This window comes from Mesobacillus maritimus, assembly GCF_044803185.1.
Lineage (GTDB): Bacteria > Bacillota > Bacilli > Bacillales > Cytobacillaceae > Mesobacillus_B > Mesobacillus_B maritimus_B.
The window spans coordinates 4,278,165-4,302,115 of the sequence record NZ_CP085225.1; the positions used below are offsets into that span (position 1 = coordinate 4,278,165).

Annotated in this window: 17 protein-coding genes, 1 other RNA gene and 1 other annotated feature; of the genes, 3 read left to right on the forward strand and 15 right to left on the reverse strand. The window is 41.4% G+C overall.

Features of this window, described 5'->3' with window-relative positions; all coding sequences use genetic code 11:
• Window positions 1-23: 23 nt before the first annotated feature.
• From ltrA to LG336_RS20815, 5 genes are all read right to left on the reverse strand, one after another.
• On the reverse strand, window positions 24-1,280 hold the full coding sequence (ltrA, locus tag LG336_RS20795; protein WP_404333086.1) for a group II intron reverse transcriptase/maturase: 1,257 nt from the start codon (window positions 1,278-1,280) through the stop codon (window positions 24-26).
• A 603-nt stretch (window positions 1,281-1,883) separates the two neighbouring features.
• Window positions 1,884-2,074: non-coding RNA, 6S RNA (gene ssrS, locus LG336_RS20800), on the reverse strand.
• A 60-nt stretch (window positions 2,075-2,134) separates the two neighbouring features.
• A complete protein-coding gene (gene aspS / locus LG336_RS20805; protein WP_404329382.1) occupies window positions 2,135-3,913 on the reverse strand; it encodes an aspartate--tRNA ligase in 1,779 nt (592 codons plus the stop codon).
• Between the two features lie 13 nt (window positions 3,914-3,926).
• The gene (gene hisS, locus LG336_RS20810) at window positions 3,927-5,204 is read right to left on the reverse strand and encodes a histidine--tRNA ligase (protein WP_404329383.1); all 1,278 of its coding nucleotides are present in this window, start codon (window positions 5,202-5,204) and stop codon (window positions 3,927-3,929) included.
• Between the two features lie 267 nt (window positions 5,205-5,471).
• Window positions 5,472-5,708 (reverse strand) — a binding site (T-box leader).
• A gap of 49 nt (window positions 5,709-5,757) precedes the next feature.
• Window positions 5,758-5,934, reverse strand: a complete 177-nt coding sequence (locus LG336_RS20815) for a hypothetical protein (RefSeq protein ID WP_221872008.1) — start codon at window positions 5,932-5,934, stop codon at window positions 5,758-5,760.
• Between the two features lie 170 nt (window positions 5,935-6,104).
• Between LG336_RS20815 and LG336_RS20820 the strand changes: the two genes are divergently transcribed.
• Window positions 6,105-7,835, forward strand: a complete 1,731-nt coding sequence (locus LG336_RS20820) for an SH3 domain-containing protein (RefSeq protein WP_404329384.1) — start codon at window positions 6,105-6,107, stop codon at window positions 7,833-7,835.
• A gap of 943 nt (window positions 7,836-8,778) precedes the next feature.
• Here the strand turns inward: LG336_RS20820 and dtd are convergent.
• The 6 genes from dtd to LG336_RS20850 all read right to left on the reverse strand — a co-directional run bounded on the left by dtd (window position 8,779) and on the right by LG336_RS20850 (window position 18,393).
• Complete coding sequence (gene dtd, locus LG336_RS20825) at window positions 8,779-9,219, reverse strand: D-aminoacyl-tRNA deacylase (protein ID WP_404329385.1); 441 nt, start codon at window positions 9,217-9,219, stop codon at window positions 8,779-8,781.
• Window positions 9,220-9,533: 314 nt separating this feature from the next.
• On the reverse strand, window positions 9,534-11,729 hold the full coding sequence (locus LG336_RS20830; protein WP_404329386.1) for a RelA/SpoT family protein: 2,196 nt from the start codon (window positions 11,727-11,729) through the stop codon (window positions 9,534-9,536).
• A 246-nt stretch (window positions 11,730-11,975) separates the two neighbouring features.
• Complete coding sequence (locus tag LG336_RS20835; protein WP_404329387.1) at window positions 11,976-12,488, reverse strand: adenine phosphoribosyltransferase; 513 nt, start codon at window positions 12,486-12,488, stop codon at window positions 11,976-11,978.
• Complete coding sequence (recJ, locus tag LG336_RS20840) at window positions 12,479-14,845, reverse strand: single-stranded-DNA-specific exonuclease RecJ (RefSeq protein WP_404329388.1); 2,367 nt, start codon at window positions 14,843-14,845, stop codon at window positions 12,479-12,481. The genes LG336_RS20835 and recJ overlap by 10 nt, the downstream gene beginning before the upstream one ends.
• A gap of 644 nt (window positions 14,846-15,489) precedes the next feature.
• Window positions 15,490-17,754 (reverse strand): protein translocase subunit SecDF, encoded by a 2,265-nt coding sequence (gene secDF, locus LG336_RS20845; RefSeq protein ID WP_404329389.1) that lies wholly within the window; start codon window positions 17,752-17,754, stop codon window positions 15,490-15,492.
• 342 nt (window positions 17,755-18,096) lie between these two features.
• A complete protein-coding gene (locus LG336_RS20850) occupies window positions 18,097-18,393 on the reverse strand; it encodes a post-transcriptional regulator (protein WP_404329390.1) in 297 nt (98 codons plus the stop codon).
• Window positions 18,394-18,516: 123 nt separating this feature from the next.
• Between LG336_RS20850 and spoVB the strand changes: the two genes are divergently transcribed.
• Window positions 18,517-20,091 (forward strand): stage V sporulation protein B, encoded by a 1,575-nt coding sequence (gene spoVB / locus LG336_RS20855; RefSeq protein ID WP_404329391.1) that lies wholly within the window; start codon window positions 18,517-18,519, stop codon window positions 20,089-20,091.
• Between the two features lie 31 nt (window positions 20,092-20,122).
• On the opposite strand, the gene LG336_RS20860 is transcribed toward spoVB, so the two are convergent.
• Window positions 20,123-20,770, reverse strand: coding sequence for a DUF421 domain-containing protein (locus LG336_RS20860; protein WP_404329392.1), 648 nt, complete (start codon window positions 20,768-20,770; stop codon window positions 20,123-20,125).
• A 198-nt stretch (window positions 20,771-20,968) separates the two neighbouring features.
• On the opposite strand from LG336_RS20860, the gene LG336_RS20865 reads away from it, so the two are divergent.
• Window positions 20,969-21,355: a TIGR04086 family membrane protein gene (locus tag LG336_RS20865; RefSeq protein WP_404329393.1), complete on the forward strand. Its 387-nt coding sequence runs from the start codon at window positions 20,969-20,971 to the stop codon at window positions 21,353-21,355.
• A 49-nt stretch (window positions 21,356-21,404) separates the two neighbouring features.
• On the opposite strand, the gene yajC is transcribed toward LG336_RS20865, so the two are convergent.
• The 3 genes from yajC to queA all read right to left on the reverse strand — a co-directional run bounded on the left by yajC (window position 21,405) and on the right by queA (window position 23,941).
• Window positions 21,405-21,668, reverse strand: a complete 264-nt coding sequence (yajC, locus tag LG336_RS20870) for a preprotein translocase subunit YajC (protein WP_404329394.1) — start codon at window positions 21,666-21,668, stop codon at window positions 21,405-21,407.
• Window positions 21,669-21,706: 38 nt separating this feature from the next.
• Entirely contained in the window at window positions 21,707-22,846 is a 1,140-nt protein-coding gene (gene tgt, locus LG336_RS20875; RefSeq protein WP_404329395.1) for a tRNA guanosine(34) transglycosylase Tgt, read from the reverse strand.
• A gap of 66 nt (window positions 22,847-22,912) precedes the next feature.
• Window positions 22,913-23,941: a tRNA preQ1(34) S-adenosylmethionine ribosyltransferase-isomerase QueA gene (gene queA, locus LG336_RS20880; protein WP_404329396.1), complete on the reverse strand. Its 1,029-nt coding sequence runs from the start codon at window positions 23,939-23,941 to the stop codon at window positions 22,913-22,915.
• Window positions 23,942-23,951: the final 10 nt, after the last annotated feature.

A 23,951-nucleotide genomic window follows, 5' to 3' on the forward strand; every position in this document is an offset into this window, starting at 1 on the left:
CCGTTCGGTATACGGCGGTTCACTTAGGTATGACGTAAGTAATTGTATCTATTTACTAGACTTTTCAGCTTATGTTTTCGCCAAAATTCTAAATTAAGCGTTGTGTTTAAAATAGGACTATTAGAAATGCGCCAGTATTTCTTACGTGAATTTCCCCATTCAAAGGCTTTTTCTTTTGGAACTCCTAAAGAAATGAGCCTTTTTACTTTGGTTTTAGGTAGTTTCCATTGTTTCCACAGGCACATCCGAAGTCTTCTTCGAATTGTTTCATCTAGTTGTTTAAAGGGAGTTGGCGTATCGGCCAACGCAAAATATCCGCACCAACCTACAAGGTATTCATTTAATTTCTCAATGCGTAATTCTATTGAGATGGATTTCGACCTTGATGTCAGTTCTTTTATTTTATTTTTAGCTCTCTTTATACTCTCTTTTGCGATACGGATTTTAGGATTCCGGTGTGATGTGAAGCTAAATCCAAGAAACTTTCGTTTCCACGGTCGTTCTACTGCACTTTTCCCCTCATTCACTTTTAGCTTGAGTTTCTTCTCAATGAAGGCAGTTATAGAGCTTTTAACACGTAAACCTGCTTTCTTGGTTTTAACGTAGATATTACAGTCATCTGCGTAACGGACAAATTTATGTCCCCTTCTCTCTAGTTCCTTGTCGAGTTCATCTAGCATAATATTGGACAATAGTGGACTAAGTGGTCCACCTTGAGGAACTCCTTCTTCACTGATAATCTCCACTCCGTTTATCATAATTCCCGATTCTAAGTATTTTCTAATTAACTTTAGAAGCGTCTTATCTTTAACTCTTTTCGCCAAGAGTCCCATAAGCATATCGTGATTTACTTTGTCGAAGAACTTTTCTAAATCCATATCTATTACCCATCTATAGCCCTCTTCTATATATGTCCTTGCTTTCCTAACAGCGTCATGTGCTCTTCTTCTAGGTCTGAACCCGTAGCTATTTTCGGAAAAGGATGGGTCATAGATTGGGGTTAATATTTGGGCTATCGCTTGTTGAATCAAACGATCTGTCACGGTAGGAATTCCTAATAAACGTATGCCGCCATTCGGTTTCGGGATTTCGACACGTCTGACTGGCATAGGCTCATAAGTTCCAGTCTCTATTGAATTTCGGATTTCTTGCCAGTTTTGTAGAAGATGCGCTCGTAGGGATTTTACAGGCATTTCATCTACACCGTGGCTACCCTTATTCTTTTCGACTCGTTTTAATGCCGAAAGTAGATTTTCCCGCGACAGTAGTCGTTCCATCATTCCGATACAATCCTTTCTCGTGAATATACGTTCTGATTGTGCCACTGCTTATTCCACCCTCTTAAAGTCCCCAGTGGAATTCACCACGTCCTCCTTCAAGTAAGTCCATTAATGGATTGTCTGTATCATCATAACCAGTGAACGCCTAGTGTATATTCTTCCTAAATGTTCAGTCCTTCCTTAACTATCTATAGCTAGTCAAGTACTATGACCTCTGCTGACTTCTGACTGCTCAGCTACTCTTCTCAGAGTAGTTTACCGAGTGTGCTCGGCTTTCCAGCCAGACCTCCCCAGGTAAGAGTACAGTCTTTCCCTCCATCTATCTGCTCCATTTACTCTGTATCACCTTCGGCAGAAAGGACTTTGTTTTGTTTAGCAAACTCATCCAATGATACCTAGCCTTATATGAAGTTCGTGTTCCTCAGACCGGAGGTTTGCCGCTCGCTTCCTTCAGATTCCGCGTCACCACGGACACCCTTGCGTTAAGCTACTGCTACTTCTGCCTTCACAGTTCGGGACTTGCACCCTATAGACTGGACCCATGCTGGGCGCACTAAAAAACTCCATGTATATTTTACATGGAGTTGATGTCGTATGTTGGTAAGAGCCCCGATTATGCCGTTGCGTTGGTTGCCTTCGTTTTGATCCCGCTCTGAGCAGGTGGGTGCCCTGTCCCAAACTTTGCAAGTCCTCTATTCCAAGAGGCATTTGCTTTGTTTAGAGAACCCCGGGCTCCCGAAGGTAGAAATGTTCGGTCAAAACTTTAGGTTATACAACGAACACATCAGGAACTCTTATCTTTAATAAAAATATATCATATGGACAGGCAAAGTTCAAGCTACAGCCGTTCCACTTTATTCCATTTCTTTGGTAACTTTTAATGACAAATTCAGCTCATCTAATTGTTGCTCACTAACTTCCCCTGGAGCGTTTGTTAACAAGCAGCTTGCACTTGCTGTCTTCGGAAAGGCAATTGTATCACGAAGGTTGGTTCTGCCAGCCAGTAACATCACCATACGGTCCAGACCAAGGGCAATTCCACCATGTGGCGGTGTGCCATATTCGAAGGCTTCCATCAAAAACCCGAATTGCTCATTGGCTTGTTCTTTCGTGAAACCAAGTACCTCGAACATTTTCTCTTGGATTTCCCGCTCAAATATACGCAAGGAACCTCCACCTAACTCATAGCCGTTCAATACTAAGTCATAAGCTTGTGCGCGTACGCGACTTGGGTCGGTATCAAGCAAGCTTAGGTCTTCACGAACTGGCATGGTAAATGGATGGTGGGCCGCATAGTAACGACCTTCTTCCTCATCATACTCTAAAAGTGGCCAGTCAGTGATCCATAGGAAGTTGAATTTTGACTCGTCAATCAACTCTAGTTCTTTGCCTAGCTTTAATCGCAACGCACCAAGAGCATCGGCAACGACTTTCTTTTTATCAGCTACGAAAAGGATTAAATCGCCCGTTTCCGCCTGTAACAAGGACTTGATTGCTTCTTGAACCTCATCATTTAAAAACTTCGAAATTGGTCCCTTCAGACCTTCATCCTCGGCTTTTAACCACGCTAAGCCTTTTGCTCCGTAGATTGCTACGAATTCAGTTAAGCCATCAATATCCTTACGAGAATATCTGGAAGCCGCCCCTTTAACATTGATTGCTTTTACTTGTCCGCCATTTTCAACAGCTGCAGTAAATACCTTAAATCCTGCATCTTTCACAGCTTCAGAAAGGTCAACAAGTTCAAGGCCAAAGCGAGTATCTGGTTTATCCGAACCAAATCGGCTCATCGCATCATCATAAGACATACGGTTGAATGGAACTTCCACTTCAAGTCCTTTTACTTCTTTCATAACCTTTTGCATCATCTGTTCAGCTAATGACAAAATGTCTTCTTGACTCATAAAACTTGTTTCAATGTCAATCTGTGTAAACTCAGGCTGACGATCGGCTCGAAGGTCCTCATCCCGGAAACAACGGGCAATTTGATAATAACGTTCAACGCCACCAACCATTAATAGCTGTTTAAAGATTTGTGGTGATTGTGGGAGTGCATAGAATTCACCTGGATGCACACGGCTTGGAACAAGATAATCTCTCGCTCCTTCTGGAGTACTCTTCGTTAAAATTGGTGTTTCAACGTCTAGGAAGCCTTCGCTGTCAAGATATTCACGAATCGATTTAGTTGTTTGATGGCGCATCTTAAGTGTTTCAGCCATCACAGGACGACGCATATCCAAATAGCGATATTTCAAACGAAGGTCCTCAGAAACATCTGTTTTATCAGCAATCGTAAATGGAGGTGTTTTCGCTTCATTAATAATCGTAATATCCTCGGCTACTACTTCCACTTTTCCAGTCTTTAGATTTTCGTTAACCGTTCCCTCGGCTCTTTCCACGACTTTCCCTGTAATACTTAGAACGTACTCGGAACGAACTTTGTCAGCAATGGCTAATGCTTCTTTTGATACATCTGGATTAAACACGATTTGTACAATTCCCGTACGGTCCCTTAGGTCAATAAAAATTAATCCACCTAAATCACGACGTTTCTGAACCCATCCCTTTAATGTAACGGATTCACCAATGGCTTGCTCCGTCACTTCCCCGCAAAAATACGATCTACCAAACATGATGTTTCCCCCTTTATTTACATAGTTCTTTAAATTTTTCTAAAAAGGAGTCTAGCGGCAATTCTGTTTGTCCGCCGTCTTCCATTGACTTCAAGGAAATCTTGTTCTCTGCAAGCTCATCATCGCCTAAAACGGCAACGTATTTCGCATGAAAGCGGTCAGCCGCCTTAAACTGTGCTTTAATTTTCCGGTCAAGATAATCTCTTTCTGCCGAAAAACCTGCACTTCTTAGCTGGTGAAGAAGACCAACAGTATAATCCTTGGCCCTTTCACCAAGTGAAACCACATAGCAGTCAATTTTATTGGCAACTGGAAGCTCTACTCCTTCTGCATCCAATGCTGCCAGTAGACGTTCAATACTAAGAGCAAAACCGATTCCAGGCGTTTCTGGTCCGCCAATCTCTTCAACTAATCCGTTATAGCGCCCGCCACCACAAAGGGTCGTAATCGCACCAAAGCCTTCTGCGTCACTCATAATTTCAAAAGCTGTATGATTGTAGTAATCTAAACCACGAACAAGGTTTGCATCCACTTCGTATTCAATTCCAACATTCGTTAAATATTGCTTTACCTTTGAAAAATACTCACTTGAATCCTCATTTAAGAAATCAATAATCGATGGTGCCGATTTCATCAGCTCGTGGTCACGGTCTGCCTTACAGTCAAGAATTCGCATTGGATTTTTTTTAAGACGGTTCTGACAGTCGCTGCAAAACTCTCCGATTCGTGGTTGGAAATGTTCGATAAGTGCATCGCGGTGCGCTTTTCGACTCTCTTTATCACCAAGGCTATTAATGATAAGCTTCAATTTCTTTAACCCAAGCTTTTGATATAGGGACATCGCAAGAGAAATCACTTCTGCATCAATCGCCGGGTCATTGCTTCCAAGTGCTTCTACCCCGAATTGAACAAACTGACGATATCGACCTGCCTGTGGACGCTCATAGCGGAACATTGGTCCCATATAGTACAACTTTACTGGCTGACTAGGTAAACCAAACATTTTGTGCTCGACAAACGATCTTACGGTCGAAGCCGTACCTTCAGGTCTTAATGTCACTTCTCTTCCTCCACGGTCAGTGAAAGAATACATTTCTTTCTGAACAATATCGGTCGTATCTCCTACTCCACGCAGGAATAATTCTGTATGTTCAAAAATTGGAGTTCGTATTTCTTTGTATTGATAGTTCTCACAAATCTCTCTTGCTGTATTTTCGATATACTGCCATTTTTCTGTTTCCCCTGGCAAAATATCCTGTGTCCCGCGCGGTATTTGAATCTGTTTTGACATGCCGGACAACCTCCTTCATCTTCAGTTCATTTCTTGTTCTTTGGCTTTTAAACGTGGGTGTTGATTTCCGCTCCAGGCACTTCGCTTTCCGCGGGCGTCCGGGGAGCCTCCTCGGCGCTTATGCGCCTGTGGGGTCTCCCCTGCCCCGTACTCCCGCAGGAGTCTTCGTGCCTTCCACTCCAATCAACGTGTGAAAAATCAACAATGTAAATAAACGCAGCCATTTTTATATGTAAATAAAAAAAGCCCCCGTCTCCTTGTTATAAAACAAGGGACGAGAGCTTTTGCTTCCCGTGGTGCCACCCTAATTGAAGGCAATCTTCTGCCTTCCACTTTTACAGTTAACGCCTGTAACGTCCCTTCCTACTAATGGGTATCCCATTTTCAGAATGGAGCCTTCGAGGTGTTCATTCATCAAGTCATCATGTGGAAAAGCTTTCAGCCCAGGACTTTTCCTCTCTTTTCATGTGGATCTTCATTACTATTCCCCATCAACGGCAATCTTTCAATATGACATTATATTTGTTTATAATACGGAGGAAAAATCCCCTTGTCAAGAACGTTCTAGCTGTTTTTTCAGTTTTTTTACATCTCGAAGCGAAAGTCCAAATTCTGAAGCTAGTTCAATCATGTTTGAGCTTTGCTCTTTCTGAATAAAATCATGAAGGTCCACACTTAAAACTTGGTTCTCTCCAAGATGTGCCATATTCGCGTTCGCACTATGTCGCATACAATCACCTTCCATACTGTTATGTTTCCTATTGTTCCCATGAAGACAAAAATATTTCATTGCTCTCAACCTTTTTAAAAAAGATTACATTGTGGGAAACTTCGTGATTTTGGTAAAATAATCCGTTAGAATGAATATAAAGAAAATTTTAACAGGGAGAGTGAGAATGTTTGCTGAATAACAAAATGGCCGCCATTTTTTTATGCCTGTTGCTTATTGTCACAGGTAGCATCCAGAAGGCCTGGCCAGCTGAGGCCAATAATGGATTTGTGACCATTACAGCATCGAACTTAAATGTCAGAGGAGGGCCGGGGCTGAGCTATTCAGTAGTTAGCAAGGTCAACAAAGGGGAAAAATATCCAATTCTCAAACAAGAAGGAGATTGGATTAAAATTGGTTTATCTGCCGGTAGAGAAGGCTGGGTGGCTGAATGGTTTACTTCAAAGGAAGCAGCAAGTAATGACGTTAATCCAAGCGCAACAACTGGCATCGTGACCGCTGACAGCCTTAGAGTACGCACAGGTCCTGGGACAAGCTATTCACTAGCTGGATCGTTAGGTAATGGGCAGACTGTCACAATCATCGAAGCAACAGGAAGTTGGCTGAAAATCAAGGTTGCTTCACTGGAAGGCTGGGTTTCAAAAGAATACATAAGAACTGGTGCTAGCCCGACGATGAGCCAGCCAAAAACACAACAAACAGAAGCAGTTGTCACATCGGGGTTAAATGTTCGAACAAGTCCTTCCTTGTCAGGCCAACTGGTTGGCAGCCTCGTTAAAGGGTCACGAGTTGCCGTCATCTCGCAATCAAATGGGTGGGCACAGATTCAATTTAATGGGACAAACTCTTGGGTCAGTAGTGAGTATTTAGATTTTGCAAATCAGAGTCAAAATAACCCAACAAATGCGTCACTGCCTCAAGCAACGGTAACGGCTTCGACTCTATCTGTTAGAGACAGTGGGAGCCTTAATGGAAAATTAGTTGGACAAGTCCTCAAGGGGCAGAAATTTACCATTCTTGAAGAATCGAATAAATGGGTGAAAATTGAGTACCAGACAGGTAAGACAGGCTGGGCAGCAGGTTGGTTTTTTGAGAAAAGCCAAAATTATGCTCCCGTATCACAAAATTCCCTTAAAGGGCAAACCATTACGGTTTTGAGCAACGGAACCAATATTCGTAGTGAAGCAGGCGTGCACGGGTCTGTTGTCCAAAGAGCGAACAACGGGGACAGCTTTGAAGTTATTGATCTCAGCGGCGAATGGTATGAGATTCGTCTTAAAGGTGGGAAAACCGGCTATGTTGCCGGTTGGATCGTTTCTTTATCTGGATCCAGCCAACAGATTGCAAAACCCGATGCAGGTGTCCACACCAAGAACAAAAAAATTGTCATTGATCCCGGGCATGGGGGGAATGATAGTGGCACCATCGGGACAAGAGGAACGCTAGAAAAGGAATTAACTCTTAGCACAGCTAAGCTGTTGTACAATCGACTAAAGTCATCTGGTGCAGATGTTTATATGACGAGGTTCTCGGATACGTATGTTTCATTAGCTTCAAGAGTCGCTACCTCTCATCAGCAAAATGCCGATGCCTTTATCTCAATTCACTATGATAGCATTGAAGACAGAAATGTCAGAGGAATGACAACCTATTATTACAGCAACCCAAACCTAGCAAAAGAGCTGCATTCTAGTATTATTAATAAAACAAAGCTAAAAAATAGAGATGTGCGCTATGGAAACTATTATGTTCTAAGAGAAAACAGACAAAATAGTGCACTTCTCGAACTCGGTTATTTAAGCAATCCAACAGAAGAAATACTAGTCACCTCAAAGCAATATCAACGAGCCGTCGCAGATGGACTGTTTGAAGGGTTGGCGAGGTATTTGAAAACTTTTTAACCTATTTATATTGGTAGGGTTATAGTGAATATTAGTTCTTTCGTTCTCGTCGCCATTAAAATAACCTATTTGAGAAATAGCCTAAGTCGTTTAGCGATTTTAGGCTGTTTTTTAATTATAAGGCTGTTATTATACGTGGCTGTTGAGTCCTGCTCTAGGCAACCGTTTGAAAAAACAACGTTGTACATTAACACAGCCAATTATTAATAGGTTTTTTATATTAAAGGACGCTAGTTGGAGGTATTGATTAGGGGGGAGCAAACGTCTCAAGGACGGTTTTGACCATGAGAGAATCTCTAAAGGACAGTTTCACCGGTCCTGATGACTGTTTTGTCCTTGAGAACCTCGCTCATGGACAGTTTCACCGGTCCCGATGTCTGTTTTGTCCTTGAGACCCTCGCTCATGGACAGTTTCACCGGTCCTGATGACTGTTTTGTCCTTGAGAACCTCGCTCATGGACAGTTTCATCGTTCCCCATGACTGTTTTGTCCTTGAGAACCTCGCTCATGGACAGTTTCACCGGTCCCGATGACTGTTTTGTCCTTGAGAACCTCGCTCATGGACAGTTTCACCGGTCCCCATGACTGTTTTGTCCTTGAGAACCTCGCTCATGGACAGTTTCACCGGTCCCCATGACTGTTTTGTCCTTGAGAACCTCGCTCATGGACAGTTTCATCGTTCCCCATGTCTGTTTTGTCCTTGAGAACCTCGCTCATGGACAGTTTCACCGGTCCCGATGTCTGTTTTGTCCTTGAGAACCTCGCTCATGGACAGTTTCACCGGTCCCGATGTCTGTTTTGTCCTTGAGACCCTCGCTCATGGACAGTTTCACCGGTCCTGATGACTGTTTTGTCCTTGAAGCGCACTCCCAACCTTTTTTAAGCTTTTAACATAATAAAAAAACGCTTGAATAAAAATATCCAAGCGCACCCGAACTTCTCCCTAAGGACTATCAATAATTAATGTTACCGGTCCGTCGTTTGTGAGCTGGACATCCATCATCGCTCCAAATACTCCAGTCTCGACTTTTACACCTTTTTCGCGAAGCTTGGAGTTGAACAGTTCATAGATTTCATTTGCATGATCAGGTCTGGCCGCCTCCATAAAATTTGGGCGTCTTCCTTTTCGGCAATCACCGTATAAGGTAAATTGGGAAACAGATAAAACCTCCCCAGCTACATCAAGCAATGATAAATTCATTTTCCCATTATCGTCTTCAAAAACGCGTAGATTGGCTACCTTTTCAGCAAGAAAAGCGGCATCCTTTTCTTGATCATCATGTGTGACGCCAACAAGGACAACAAAACCTTTCGTGATGGAACCAGATACCTTTCCCTCCACCGTTACCTTTGCTTCCTTACTACGCTGAACAACAACGCGCATAGCAAAAAACTCCTTAAATAAGTGCCTGTCCCCCAGCATAGTACCACGTTAAAGCACTGGGGGTCAGGCACCTTTAGTTTGTTAGTTTAGGCTCTTTTCTCAAAATTTGTTTTTTTAGAGAACAAACGTTTTCGACGTTCCCTTTGCTGTAGTTAAGCTTACATTATTAAGAAAAGAGCTTGTAAACTTACTTTAACGTACAAAATAACTTATCCTACGTTAAAATCGGCTTTAGGTAGTAAAAATCGGCTTTAGGTAGTAAAAATCGGCTTTAAGATTTTTACAATTTTAACAACAAGCATCCGAAAATAGGCTTAGTTTAATACCCTTCTGACTGAGTAGACGTCAGGGATTTGTTTGATTCGGTCGACCACTTTTTGGAGATGGCTGACGTTTGTGATTGAGATGGACATGTTAATGGTCGCAACCTTGTTACGGTCAGACTTTCCAGAAACGGCGGATATATTTGTTTTCGTTTCATTTACAGCCTGAAGAACTTCATTAAGCAGCCCTCTGCGATCATAGCCACTAATCTCGATATCTACATTGTATTCTTTCCGGTCATTTAGAGCTGATTCCCATTCAACCGGAATCAACCGTGCTTGAGCATCATCTGTGTGGATGTTGGTACAGTCTCCACGGTGAACCGAGACTCCCCTACCTTTTGTGATAAACCCCACGATATCATCACCTGGGATTGGGTTACAGCAGCGCGATAACCGGATTAACAAGTTATCAATCCCTGAAACTCTAACACCCGATTCGCGTTTTTTCACCGATGGGAGCGACTTAAGTTCTGACACTGCAACGGCAAGATCCTTCTCCTGCTCTTTATCCCGCTTCTTACGCCATTTCTCCGTTAACCGGTTGGCAACCTGCAGCGCAGTGACACCACCATAGCCTACCGCAGCATACATATCCTCTTCGGTTGAAAAATTGAATTTATCTGCAACCTGTTTCAAGTTTTCAGTTGTAAGGATTTCTTTTAAATCAAAGTCCATCGCTTTGATTTCTTTTTCAACGAGCTCACGGCCTTTATCGACATTTTCATCTTTCCGCTGCTTTTTGAAGAACTGACGGATTTTATTTTTAGCCTGAGACGTTTGCGCAAGCTTTAGCCAATCTTGACTTGGGCCATACGAATGCTTGGACGTAAGAATTTCAATGATATCCCCCGTTTTCAGCTTATAGTCCAGCGTGACCATTTTTCCGTTCACTTTAGCGCCAATTGTTTTATTGCCAATCTCCGAATGAATTCGGTAGGCAAAATCAATTGGAACTGAACCTGATGGCAGCTCAATGACATCGGCTTTTGGCGTAAACACAAAGACCATATCTGAAAACAAATCAATTTTTAAGGATTCCATAAATTCTTCAGCATCTGCTGTTTCATTTTGGAATTCAAGGATTTCACGGAACCATGTTAGCTTCTTATCTAAAGTAAGACCTTCCTCGACAGGCTTGCCTTCTTTATAAGCCCAGTGAGCGGCTACCCCGAATTCAGCAATTCGATGCATGTCCGTTGTGCGGATTTGCACCTCAAGAGGATCACCCTTTGGACCAATCACTGTTGTATGAAGCGACTGATACATATTCGGCTTTGGCATCGCAATATAGTCTTTAAATCGACCTGGCATCGGTTTCCAACAAGTATGAATAATTCCAAGAACCGCATAACAGTCTTTTATGCTGTTAACAATAATTCTCACTGCTAACAAATCGTATATCTCAGTAAACTGCTTGTTCTGCAAGGCCATTTTTCGATAAATGCTATAAATATGCTTTGGTCTGCCGTTAAGTTCGGCCTTAATATTGACATCCTTTAATTGATTCCGGACTTCAACAATGACCTCTTCTAAATACTGTTCACGCTCCGCCCGCTTTTTCTTCATTAAATTGACAATGCGATAATATTGCTGTGGATTGAGATACCTTAAGGCTGTGTCCTCAAGCTCCCACTTAATTTTGGATATTCCGAGCCGGTGTGCAAGTGGAGCAAAGATTTCAAGTGTTTCATTAGAAATTCTGCGCTGTTTTTCTGGAGGAAGATGCTTAAGAGTTCTCATGTTGTGGAGACGATCAGCGAGTTTGATTAAAATGACCCTAATATCCTGAGCCATCGCTACAAACATTTTCCGATGATTTTCCGCTTGTTGCTCTTCCTGAGATTTATACTTGATTTTACCGAGCTTTGTTACTCCGTCGACAAGCATTGCCACCTCAGAATTAAAGGCTTCCTCAATATCCTCAAGGGTTACTTCAGTATCCTCGACGACATCATGAAGAAAACCAGCTGCCACGGTCGCAGGGTCCATCTCTAAATCAGCCAAAATCCCGGCAACCTGGATGGGATGAATGATATAAGGTTCGCCTGATTTCCGATACTGGTCATGATGAGCCGATTTGGCAAAATGGTAAGCTTTCTCAACCATTTTGACATGCTCATCATTCAAATATTCACTTGTCATTTTAATAACTTGCTCGGCGGTTAATACTTCATCATTCGCCATGAAAATCACCTTTTATCATAAAAAATCTGGAGGATTTTGCAATGTCTCCAGCGGCCATTGTATAAAATAAAATGGTTTCCTAACCATCTTCCTAATTCTAAAGTATCGAATGGATTGTTATTATTATCAAAGAAAAATTCCAATATGTAAAGGAAAGAATACAATTTCGGCTGAAAAATACAAAATCTGTCGAAAAATTTTTCCTGTTTTATATGGAAAAGGCACCTCAGACGAAGTGCCTACCCTCTAATATTCCAATAAAGTTAAAACATCGTAGTTATCTAATTTGCTGCGACCATCAAGGTAGGTTAATTCAATTAGGAAAGCAATCCCCGCAACTACCCCACCGAGTTCTTCTACTAATTTAATCGTAGCTTCAATTGTACCACCTGTAGCAAGCAAATCGTCAGTAATTAATACTCTCTGACCTGGTTTAATCGCATCTCTATGAATGGTTAATGTATCTTTTCCATATTCAAGGCCGTAATCAACTTTAACCGTTTCACGTGGCAGTTTTCCTTCCTTACGAACCGGAGCAAAGCCTACTCCAAGTGAATAAGCGACTGGACAGCCAATAATAAAACCGCGAGCTTCAGGTCCTACGATAACCTCAGCTTCTCGCTCACGTGCATAAGTGACAATTTGATCGGTTGCATATTTATATGCTTCTCCATTAGCCATTAATGGGGTGATATCCTTAAATTTGATACCCGGTTTTGGCCAATCGGGTACGATAGCTACGTATTGCTTTAAATCCATGTTGAAATTGCCTCCTCATTTTGCACCGACCCTTGAATGACTTGGTCGAACCAACTCTTCAACTGCTCAAAAGATGAATAAAGCAGTTCATTTTCAAGAGTAAATGTTGCCTGTTTTTTCTGATAGGTTTTAGATTCAGATAAGTCCCTTTTCGGAACATTCTTTTCTAAGGAAATAAATCCATTGTTTATTTTAACAAACTCTAGGTCAAAAAACACCTGTGACATAAATTCTACCGTTTCTTTTGTCCATCCACGGTATTTTGCTAACTCTTCACCATGTCGCTTTAAGTCAAAGGCACCCCTTTTTGCCAAGAAAGCATAGAACCATTTAAAATGCTCCCTTGTAGGCATCGTACTAAAGAAATCACTTTCCTCTTTATGAAAATGAACATAAATTCTCGCCGGTTGCTTGCCTGAGACGAGCTTTTCTAACACTTCCATTGATGGTGGTAAATCAAGGAGCACAATGTTTTTTTGGCCGATATCTGCCAGGGTAGCTGCTTCCTCATTTTCAACCTTCAAAAGGTTATTTTGACAATAGCGTTGGAAAGCTGCTTCATTGCCATTATCAAATAAGATCCATTTTGTATTTTCTGCAGGAATCATATCCAACAGCTTTTCATGGCGTCTCAACCCACGAATATCAAAGAGCTGCCAGCTGTGAACAGCAAGATCCTGCAAGAAAATTTGTGGTTTTCTTATATTATTCCATTCATTAATCGACAGCTCGCCAATGGCGGATAACGACGATATCGGGGATATTTCTTCGTGAAGTGGTCCAAGACTAAAGCCAATTCCATCTAGTGAAGCACCCTCATTAGCTAGTGTAACCTTTAAGTGGTTCTGATTTGCACCAATTTTACGCATAGAAGCAATTTGGGCTTCCTTAATGAGCACCTTTGGTTTCGGATTGTCGACCCCGTAAGGCGCAAGCTGGCCCATTTCTCCAATTGAATCTAGTGAGATTTCGTTTAGCGAGACTTCAAGGTCCACTTGGGTAACAGGAATTAAATCAGACTCTGTTAGCTGCTCAGTTGCAAGAGCATTTAGTCTTTGTCTAAGTAGATCCACATCCTCAAGCTTCAGCGTCATTCCCGCTGCCATTGGATGCCCTCCAAAGTGTGGCAGAATATCTCGACAGGTGGATAGATTTTTAAACAAATCAAAACCTTGAATACTCCGTGCTGAACCTTTAGCCAACCCTTTTTCTTTATCAAAGCTAAGGACAATGGTTGGTCTGTAAAATTTTTCAACAAGGCGCGAAGCAACAATCCCAATCACACCGGGATTCCAGCCTTCTTTGCCAATGACGAGTACATGATTCTCTTTAATCGGATAATGATTTTCCACTTCAGCAATGGCTTCCTCTGAAATTGACGCCACTAGCGTTTGCCGTTCTTTGTTTAATCCATCTATTTCTTCAGCCAACATCATGGCTTCATCACGATCGCTTGTTAACAAAAGTTGCACCGCAGGGTCGGCGCTGCCTAGTCGTCCTGCCGCATTTATCCGTGGGCCAATGACAAACCCAACCGTCTCTTCACTGATAGATGGCAACTCGGTTTTCGTCATGGAAAGCAAGGCTCTTAGACCGAGGTTTTCCGTTCTTTTCATTTGCTGGATCCCTTTTTTCGCAATCAGACGATTTTCACCTGTTAATGAAACCAGGTCAGCGATTGTCCCAATTGAGGCAATTTCTAACAAATCTTCTGGAACAAATCCATAAAGGGCATGAGCGACTTTAAAAGCGACGCCAACACCAGCTAGATCCCTGAATGGATAAACACTATCTTCAAGTTTAGGATGGATGATCGCAAATGCATCTGGAAGCGTCGGCCCAGGTTCATGGTGATCGGTAATGATTAAATCAATCCCGAGTTCCTTCGCAACATCGGCTTCATGTAGCGCTGATATCCCCGTATCGACGGTAATAATCAACTTGACTCCATTCTCTGCTGCTTGTCTAAAAGCAGGCTCATTAGGGCCGTAGCCTTCTGTGAAGCGGTTCGGAATATAGTAGTCTACATTCGCACCTAAATCTACTAACACTCTCATCATCACCGTTGTAGAACTCACACCATCCGCATCGTAGTCACCGAATATTAGAATCGGCTCTTGATGTTCAATAGCTTGTTTCACTCTATCAACTAATATATCCATATCTTTTAATAAAAATGGATCATGAAAGGATTGATTTTCTTCAAATAAAAAATACCGGGCAGTTTCCACGGTATCAATTCCGCGATTGACAAGCAAGCTTGCAGTCAAAGGAGCAATATTTAATGCAACTGCCAATTCTTCCGCTTTTAATCGGTCGGTTTCTTTAACAACCCACCTAGTCCTGGATTTTAACATACGTTCACCCCTCAACCTTTTCATTATACAGAAGCAGCGTCATTGTTTCAATCCGTGGAAAACTAAGGTAATGATTACTCAAATACAGAAAAAACCCACAGGACTAATTTCTAACGGGTTCTTTTCAGATACAATTACTAAAATAGCACACCAATTAGTAGTCCTATCCGCACGCACCTAAAATAGACTGCTTTTATTTGAGGAACCACTGGTAATTTAAATAAAGGGAGTTTTTCCCGTTAACCTGCAGAATAGAGCTAGGTTTGGGAGATATAAGGGGAGTTTTTCCCGTTAAGGTCAAGAATCATGGTCCAATTTCATGTTTTCCGTATAAATAGGGGGAATTTCTCCCTCTATTTAATCTGTTTTTGGTGCTATTCTCTCATTTAAGAGGAATTTCTCCCCTTATTTTAGTCGCTTATCTCCAGCTCTCCTTAAAGATTTGTAAATCACAGAACCGGTGCTTATCTTGAATAAAAAATGCTTGGAGCATATATACGTCTCCAAGCATTTTTTCTGATTTACTTGCTGAATTGCTATTTAATTCACGTACGAATTACTATACGAAAAGCAATGTTAATTCGTATTTTGTACTTCAAATCAGAACCCGTTAGACTAATTGCCTACGGGGTTTCTATTAAAAATTAAACTTGTGGTTCATCAGAAATCTTACGTTTTTCCTTGTAAGTAGTAATTGTGCCTTTTTTCTTTAGTTCTTGCACTTTAAGGACGTAATATAACTGGGCCGCAATGAAGATGGAAGAATACGTACCAGCAATAAGTCCGATTAGCAAAGCTAAAGAGAAGTTCCAAATTGATTGACTACCGAAAATCAACAACGCCACAACGGTCAATACTACAGTCAAAATCGTATTAACCGAGCGACCTAATGTTTGGCGTAAACTTTGGTTGACGACCTCGGAAATATCTTCTGGGGTCTTCAGCTTTCTCTTCCGCCTTAAATTCTCACGAATACGGTCAAAGGTAACGATGGTATCGTTGATTGAGTAACCGATAATTGTTAGAACAGCTGCAATAAAGGTCAAATCAACCTCTAGCCTTAGCAAGCTGAACACCGCAATGATAAAGAACGCATCGTGAAGCAGGGCGACAATCGCTGGCACAGCCATGCGAAGTTCAAATCGAACCGTTACGTATAACACGATGCCAATAGAAGCAAGAATGACTGCGATAAAGGCATTTTTCGCCAGTTCTTTTCCTATCATTGGAGACACCGTACTAACATTAGGTTCTGCACCGTACACTTCTTTTAATTCTGCTTTTAAATCGGCAATTTCATCTTTTGATAGAACGTCCTTATAGCGAGCTACTCCTATTTCATTATTCTCTCCAGAAATAACAATGTCGTCTGTTTCTATACCAGAGTCGGCTAGTCTCTCTTTTAATTCATCCGTAGCTACAGCCTGATTAGAGAGAACTTCAATTCGCGTCCCACTTGAAAAATCAATTCCAAGATTTAAACGGAAAATGACTATAACAATTAAACCAGCTGCCAGTAGGGCCCCAGAGATCGTAAAGAACAGCTTTCGGGACTTAATGAAATCAAATCGATCAAATCTTGTTTTTAAATCAAGAGTATCAACATTCTCAGCAATATTATGAATTTCATTCTTCTTAACGCCAAACCAGCCTGGTTTTTTGTTTAAAAATCCACTGTTTACCCAAAGTCCAAGGAATACCCTTGATCCGAATACAGCTGTTACGAAGCTCATCACAATACTCAAAATGAGCATCGTTGCAAAGCCTTTTACGGAGCTTGTCCCATAGATAAATAGGACGAGTGCTGCAATTAGAGTAGTAAAGTTCGCATCCAGAATCGTCGATAAAGAGTTTTTACTACCTGCAGCAAATGCCGCCTTTGTGTTGCGTCCAACTTTTATTTCTTCTTTTATCCGTTCATAGGTGATGATATTAGCATCAACGGCCATCCCAACCCCAAGGATTAAGGCTGCAATTCCAGGAAGCGTGAGCACCCCATTCATCCAATCAAACACCAACAAAATAAGATAAACATAAATCGATAAGGTAACGACTGCAATGAAGCCTGGAAAACGATAAAACGCAATCATAAAGATGAAGATTGCAATAATCCCAATAATCCCTGCTAAAATTGTTTCATTTAGTGCTTGCTCTCCAAACTTAGCCCCAACTGAAGTCGAGTATTGTTCTTCAAGCTCAACTGGCAACGCACCAGCATTTAAGAGATTCGCTAGCTCTTTTGCTTCATCAACTGTAAAATTACCGGTAATTTGCACCGTGTTGGTAGCCAAAACTTGTGTAACATTCGGTGCAGAAAGGAATTTCGGCGCTGGCTTCATTCTTTCTTCCTTAAAAGAGTCAACACCCTCTTCATGATCGAGCCAAATAACAAGCTGGTTTTCAGGTGCCATCGCAAGGATTTCTTGCGTGATTTTTCCGAACTGTTCACCGCTCTTTAATGTGAGCGAAACACTAGGTGCATTGTTTTCATCAAAGCTTTGAGATGCTCCATTTTCCGCTAAATCTGTTCCACTCATCATTAGACGGTCATTTGCATCACGGAAGCTTAGATTCGCTTCTGTTGAGAGAATTTCTCGAGCCTTCGCCTGGTCCGTAACACCTGCAAGCTGGACCCGAATCCGGTCCTCACCTTCAATTTGAATATTTGGTTCGCTTACGCCGAGAACATTGACACGGCGATCAAGAGCTTCAACGGTACTCACCAAAGTCTCTCTGTCTAATACTTGGCCTTTCTCTGCAGGTTTGACTTCATAAAGAACTTCAAACCCACCTTGAAGGTCGAGACCAAGCTTAATATTCCCTAAAATATTCTGTGTTGTGAATCCCATTGCACTTCCAATCAAAATGACGACAAGGAAGAAAGCAACGAGACGGCTGCGTTTTACCATTATGTATAAGTCCTCCTAACAATTTGCCCCCAAAATAAAAGTTCTCATCGACGTTTTCTCAATGAAAACTTTGCAAAAAATTACAATTTAATTATGAACTTGCAGACTTCTACTGTCAATTTACCAAGGCTCTTTTCTAAAACTTTGTTGTTTAGACTATAAAATGAAATTGAATAAACGTGTTTCATCGCAAAAATACCTTTAACACTAGAAAAGAGCTTGCAATCCTAATTTCAACGCACAAAATGGCTTATCTTACGTTAAAATCGGCATTAGGATTTTAACAACTATTTTTATGAAAACAGCCTTAACCAATGACATATAATAATTAAGGTTCACGATTTATTTTAATAGTTCCCTCCGTTCCTCTTCATCTGAAAGACTGAGGCTACTTTGCTTGAAGGCTTCAACTGTAGCAAAATTCATATATTCACCGGGTTTGACCGCTAAAATATCGGCAACTATTTCATACAAACGGGTATTTTCTTTGGGCTTTTTCCATCTTTTATTGATTAAATATTCCCACATTTCTTTTTCAGTGACTGCTCCATACCCGAGCATCTCTAGTTCCTCAAGTTTGCTTTTAATTGCGGGACGAACATTCTTCCTAAATTGCTCGTACATATGGTCGTGCTTCATGCACTCCGCCTCCCTGGCTGCTCTATGAATTTTTAAAAATCTTAATACCTGTCATGCTTTGTCCACTCATGTGCATATAGATATTGTATCTGAAATTAGCATTTTTGAGAAGGCGGGAGCAGGATGTCAAAGTTTTTAAAAGGAACAATGATCTTACTAGTTGCAGGATTTGTCACAAGAATCCTTGGTTTTATTAATCGAATTGTACTAGCCCGTTTTATCGGCGAGGAAGGTGTCGGCCTTTATATGATGGCCTTCCCGACTTTCATCCTTGTCGTCACCATCACTCAACTTGGACTACCTGTCGCCATTTCAAAACATGTTGCTGAGGCGGAAGCACAGGGAGATTTCAAGAAAATCAAGAAAATTCTCGTTGTCTCACTAGCGACAACTATTTCTCTATCTTTAATCTTTACGCCAGCGTTATTTTTCTTGGCACCACAGCTCTCGCAAATTTTGTTTACCGATGAACGGACCCTTCTGCCTTTACTAGCGATAACTCCGATTATTCCAATCGTGGCCGTTTCGGCCGTTTTAAGGGGATACTTCCAAGGAAGACAAAACATGAAGCCTGGGGCCATCTCCCAAGTCATCGAACAGGTTGTCCGTATTGCCTTAATTGCCGTACTCACAAAGACTTTCCTACCTTATGGGATTGAATACGCAGCCGCAGCCGCAATGGTTTCAGCTGTCATTGGCGAACTAGCTTCGCTTCTCTATATGGTCACTACTTTTAAAATTAAAAAGAAATTTCGACTACGAAGAAACTTTTTTCAATTCGTTCAATCAGGGAATAAAACGTTTAAGGAATTAATGAGCATTGCCTTGCCGACAACTGGGAGTCGGATGATTGGGTCGATTTCCTGGTTCTTTGAACCAATCGTCGTCGCACACAGTTTAGCAATAGCCGGTGTTGCAGCCGCTGCGGCCACAAAACAGTATGGAGCACTAACAGGATTTGCCCTGCCTCTGTTAATGCTACCTTCATTTGTCATGAATTCTCTTTCAACCTCTCTCGTCCCGGCTATCAGTGAAGCACATTCAAAAAAGGATTTTAAGATGATTGAACATCGCCTGCAGCAATCACTAAGATTTTCATTCTTAACCGGTGGATTGTCGATTATCATTCTGTATGTTCTAGCTGAGCCACTCATGCGTGTCATGTATGGAACGGATACTGGTACGGAGTTTATTTTATTAATGGCACCGTTCTTTTTGTTTTACTATTTCCAAGCACCGCTACAGGCCACTTTACAGGCATTGGATCTAGCAAGAGCTGCGATGATCAATAGCTTAATTGGAAATGTCGCTAAAATTGCAGTGATATTTATGCTCGCAAGTCAGCCAGCCTTCGGAATAAAAGGAGCAGCACTTGGGTTAACAATGGGATTTGTCTTAACCACTTCGCTTCATTTTGCAACCGTCCTAAAAGCTGTATCTTTCACCTTTCATATTCGGGAATACGTGAAAACCTTCGGTGTTATAGCATTATCCATCTATCTCGGATTTTTAATCTGGAACAATCTTGGAACAGATATGGCTTTGTCCATTAGAGTGTTAATTTCAACAAGCATCATTACCGTCATTTATAGCTCTGCCGTCCTATTAACAGGTTTAATCAGAAAAGAAGAACTCATTAGAATTCCTGTAATAGGAAGGCCTTTATCAACCCTAGCGTTTACCACCAGGAAAAAGTAATAACGCACCAGGATTTTCAAGTCCTGGCGCGTTATTTTTCATCCTTTATATCGACGTAAAACTTATTTTTATTTTCATTATAATTACAAAATGAAATTTGATCGATTTCAGGGTAGCCTTTCTTGGTTAACTGGTCATAAAGCCACGCCTTACTTTTACCGATGACATCTAAATTTTCTTTTTGGACGGCTCCATCAATAATAAGGGTTAACGCTAAATTCGATTTTACCCCCTTTTTAAAAATAGAAAGTTTCCCTGAGGTCTCTAAAATAGCATAGTCGACATCCTCAATATCGGAAACACCCTCTTCCCTTAATTGAAGAAGCAAATCATCAAAATTATAGCGCTGCTTTCTCATCTCGTGCTCATCAATCTTTCCCTTATTTATAATGATACTAGGCTTTCCATCAACCAATAATCGGAAGCGTTTACTCTTTAGGGAAATATAGGCAAGGATAAACTGCACGCCTACAAGTAATAGCATTGGCACCAAGGATTTAATGAGTGGTTCGTCATTTTTTTCAATCGCGATGGCCGCCATTTCAGCAATCATCATGAAAACGACTAAATCTAATAAACTTAACTCCCCAATTTCCCTTTTCCCCATTACTCGGAAGATTGTTAAAATGACGGCATAAAGGATTAAGGTCCTAAAAATAATCGATGCATACTCTTCCATTTCGAATCACCCTCCGAATCACATGGCATTAGGTTATAGGATTCGGCAATAGGTAAAAAATTATTACACCTATTCTAAAACTGATTCTTGAAAAATCCGGTAAATTTTAATTCTAATTTTGCTTCTTCAGAATATGCTTGTACTAAGCGAATCTAGGCGGCATTGGTCAAAAGCCAGTGTAGGAAGGGGAGAAAAAAGATGGAATCAAGGAGTTTGGGAATTGCTGTGCTCCACGGGGTAATTGCAATATTTGTATTGGCTATTCTAAGTAGTTTAGTCTTTTCACTATTGTTAGGCTTTACGTCAGTTCAAGAGTCATCCTTGAAGTATGTCGTAACAACCGTTTCATTCCTCTCGTTATTTATCGGCGGGTTTATTACTGGAAAGAATGGCAAGCAAAAAGGATGGCTTATTGGTGGTGCAACAGGGCTTATTTATTCAATCATCATTTTCCTATTTCAATATCTTGGACATGATAGCCTATTTTCATCAGAACAAATCATCTATCATACATGTTATATCCTAACAGCGATGATGGGAGCTATTCTTGGTGTGAATATGAGCTCATCAAACTCTAGGAGTTAAAAATGAAGATAAAAAAAGCAGGTGCATAAAAAGCACCTGCTTTTTTGTTCTATTCACTAATGACGTCGCGGATTGCGTTACGGTCATAAGTTAGACGGCTTCCGTCTCCACACTTGATGACAACAGTTCCTTCGTCAAGTGCATCTACAAAACCATGTAGTCCACCGATGGTGATGATGCGGTCCCCTTTTTTAAGGTCACTCTGCATCTGCTGTACTGCTTTTTGCTTCTTCTGTTGAGGACGAATCAACAAGAAGTAGAATAGCACGAACATAAGAATCAGTGGGAATACTGTACCTAATAAACCTTCCATTCTTTCTCCTCCTTTCACAAACTCAAGTCAGCTGCTTATTAAAAGTTTTTCGCATCTGGCTTATTGAAGCCATACCGCTCAAAAAATTCTTCTCTGAAATCTCCTAATCGGTCTTCCATGATTGCTTGTCTGACTTGCTCCATTAATTTTAACAGAAAATGTAGGTTATGATAAGTAGTAAGCCTAATTCCGAAAGTTTCATCGCTTTTAATTAAATGGCGAATATAGGCACGTGAATAATTCCTACATGTATAGCAATCACATTCAGGGTCAATTGGACCAAAATCGCGAGCAAACTTCGCATTTTTAACCACTAAACGACCTTGACTAGTCATCAACGTTCCATTTCGAGCAATCCTTGTTGGAAGAACACAATCGAACATATCAATTCCACGTATAGAACCGTCAATTAATGAATCTGGTGAGCCAACTCCCATTAAATATCTTGGCTTATTTGTTGGCAATAATGGCGTTGTAAACTCGAGCGCACGGTTCATCACATCTTTTGGTTCGCCAACGGAAAGACCGCCAACAGCATAACCTGGAAAGTCAAGGGACACAAGATCCTTCGCACTTTGTTTCCGTAACTCCTCGAACTCCCCACCCTGGACGATTCCAAACAACCCTTGGTCCTCTGGACGCTTATGAGCTTTTAAGCAGCGCTCTGCCCATCTCGAGGTCCGCTCGACAGAAGATTTCATATAATCATATGTAGCCGGATAAGGTGGACATTCATCAAAAGCCATCATGATATCTGAACCAAGGGCGTTTTGAATTTCCATCGCTTTTTCAGGAGAAAGGAAAAGCTTGTCCCCATTCAGATGGTTGCGAAAATGAACCCCTTCTTCCTCAATTTTACGGAACTCACTTAAACTGAATACCTGGAACCCGCCAGAATCAGTAAGGATTGCGCGGTCCCAGTTCATAAATTTATGGAGGCCGCCAGCCTCTTTAATAATTTCATGACCAGGACGAAGCCATAAATGATAGGTATTGCTTAAAATAATGCCGGCACCCATCTCTTTCAATTCCTCTGGTGCCATTGTTTTAACCGTTGCAAGTGTTCCAACAGGCATGAACGCTGGCGTGTCAAACGATCCATGTGGGGTGTGAACACGGCCAAGCCTCGCGCCGGTTTGCTTACAAGTTTTGATTAATTCATATGTGATTGCAGACAATTGTCTTGCTCCTTCCATGTTTTAAATCCTAGCTGTTTATAAAAGCAAAGTTTAATCTCATAGCATTTAGAGGATTAGCATCGCATCACCAAAGCTGAAGAAACGATATTTTTCCTTTACTGCTGTATTATAGGCGTTTAGGACATGCTCACGCCCAGCGAGGGCACTAACCAACATAATCAATGTAGATTTCGGAAGATGAAAATTGGTAATCATCCCGTCAATCGCTTTAAACTCATAGCCCGGGAAAATAAAAATTTCTGTCCACCCACTTGAGGCAACAAACTTGCCATCATTTGCTGAGGCAATCGTCTCCAAGGTCCTTGTTGAGGTTGTGCCTACGGAAATAATCCGACCACCTTGTTCACGTACTTCATTAAGAAGGCGTGCGGTCCCTTCTGACATGATGTAAAACTCAGCGTGCATTTCATGGTCTTCAATAGTATCTGCACTAACAGGTCTAAACGTCCCTAATCCGACATGGAGGGTAATGAACGTGATATGAACACCCTTTGCTTTTATTTCCTCGAGCAAATCCTCTGTAAAATGAAGTCCTGCCGTTGGCGCAGCCGCCGAGCCGCGTTCTTTCGCATAAACCGTTTGATAGCGATCCTGGTCATCTAGTTGTTCTTTTATATAAGGAGGCAACGGCATTTCACCAAGTTCATCGAGAACTTCGTAAAAAATCCCTTCATAAGAAAACTCAAGCTCCCGGCCACCATGATCAGATTCACCGGTACAAACAGCGGTCAAAAGGCCGTCTCCAAAGACGATTTTCGTCCCTTTCTTGACGCGCTTTCCTGGTTTAACAAGTGTCTCCCACTTATCCCCTTCTACCTGTTTGAGAAGAAGAACTTCAATCTTTGCTCCTGTATCTTCCTTGATGCCAAATAATCTCGCAGGCAGGACCCGGGTGTCGTTGAGAACAAGACAATCCCCTGGACGGAAGTATTCTAATATATTTTTAAAAATATCATGCTGCAACTCTCCGGTCTTCTTATCTAAAACCATCAATCTGCTTTCTGAACGGTTCGCTAGAGGAACTTGAGCAATCAATTCCTCTGGCAAATGAAAATCAAATAAATCTACTTTCATGTTATAAGTC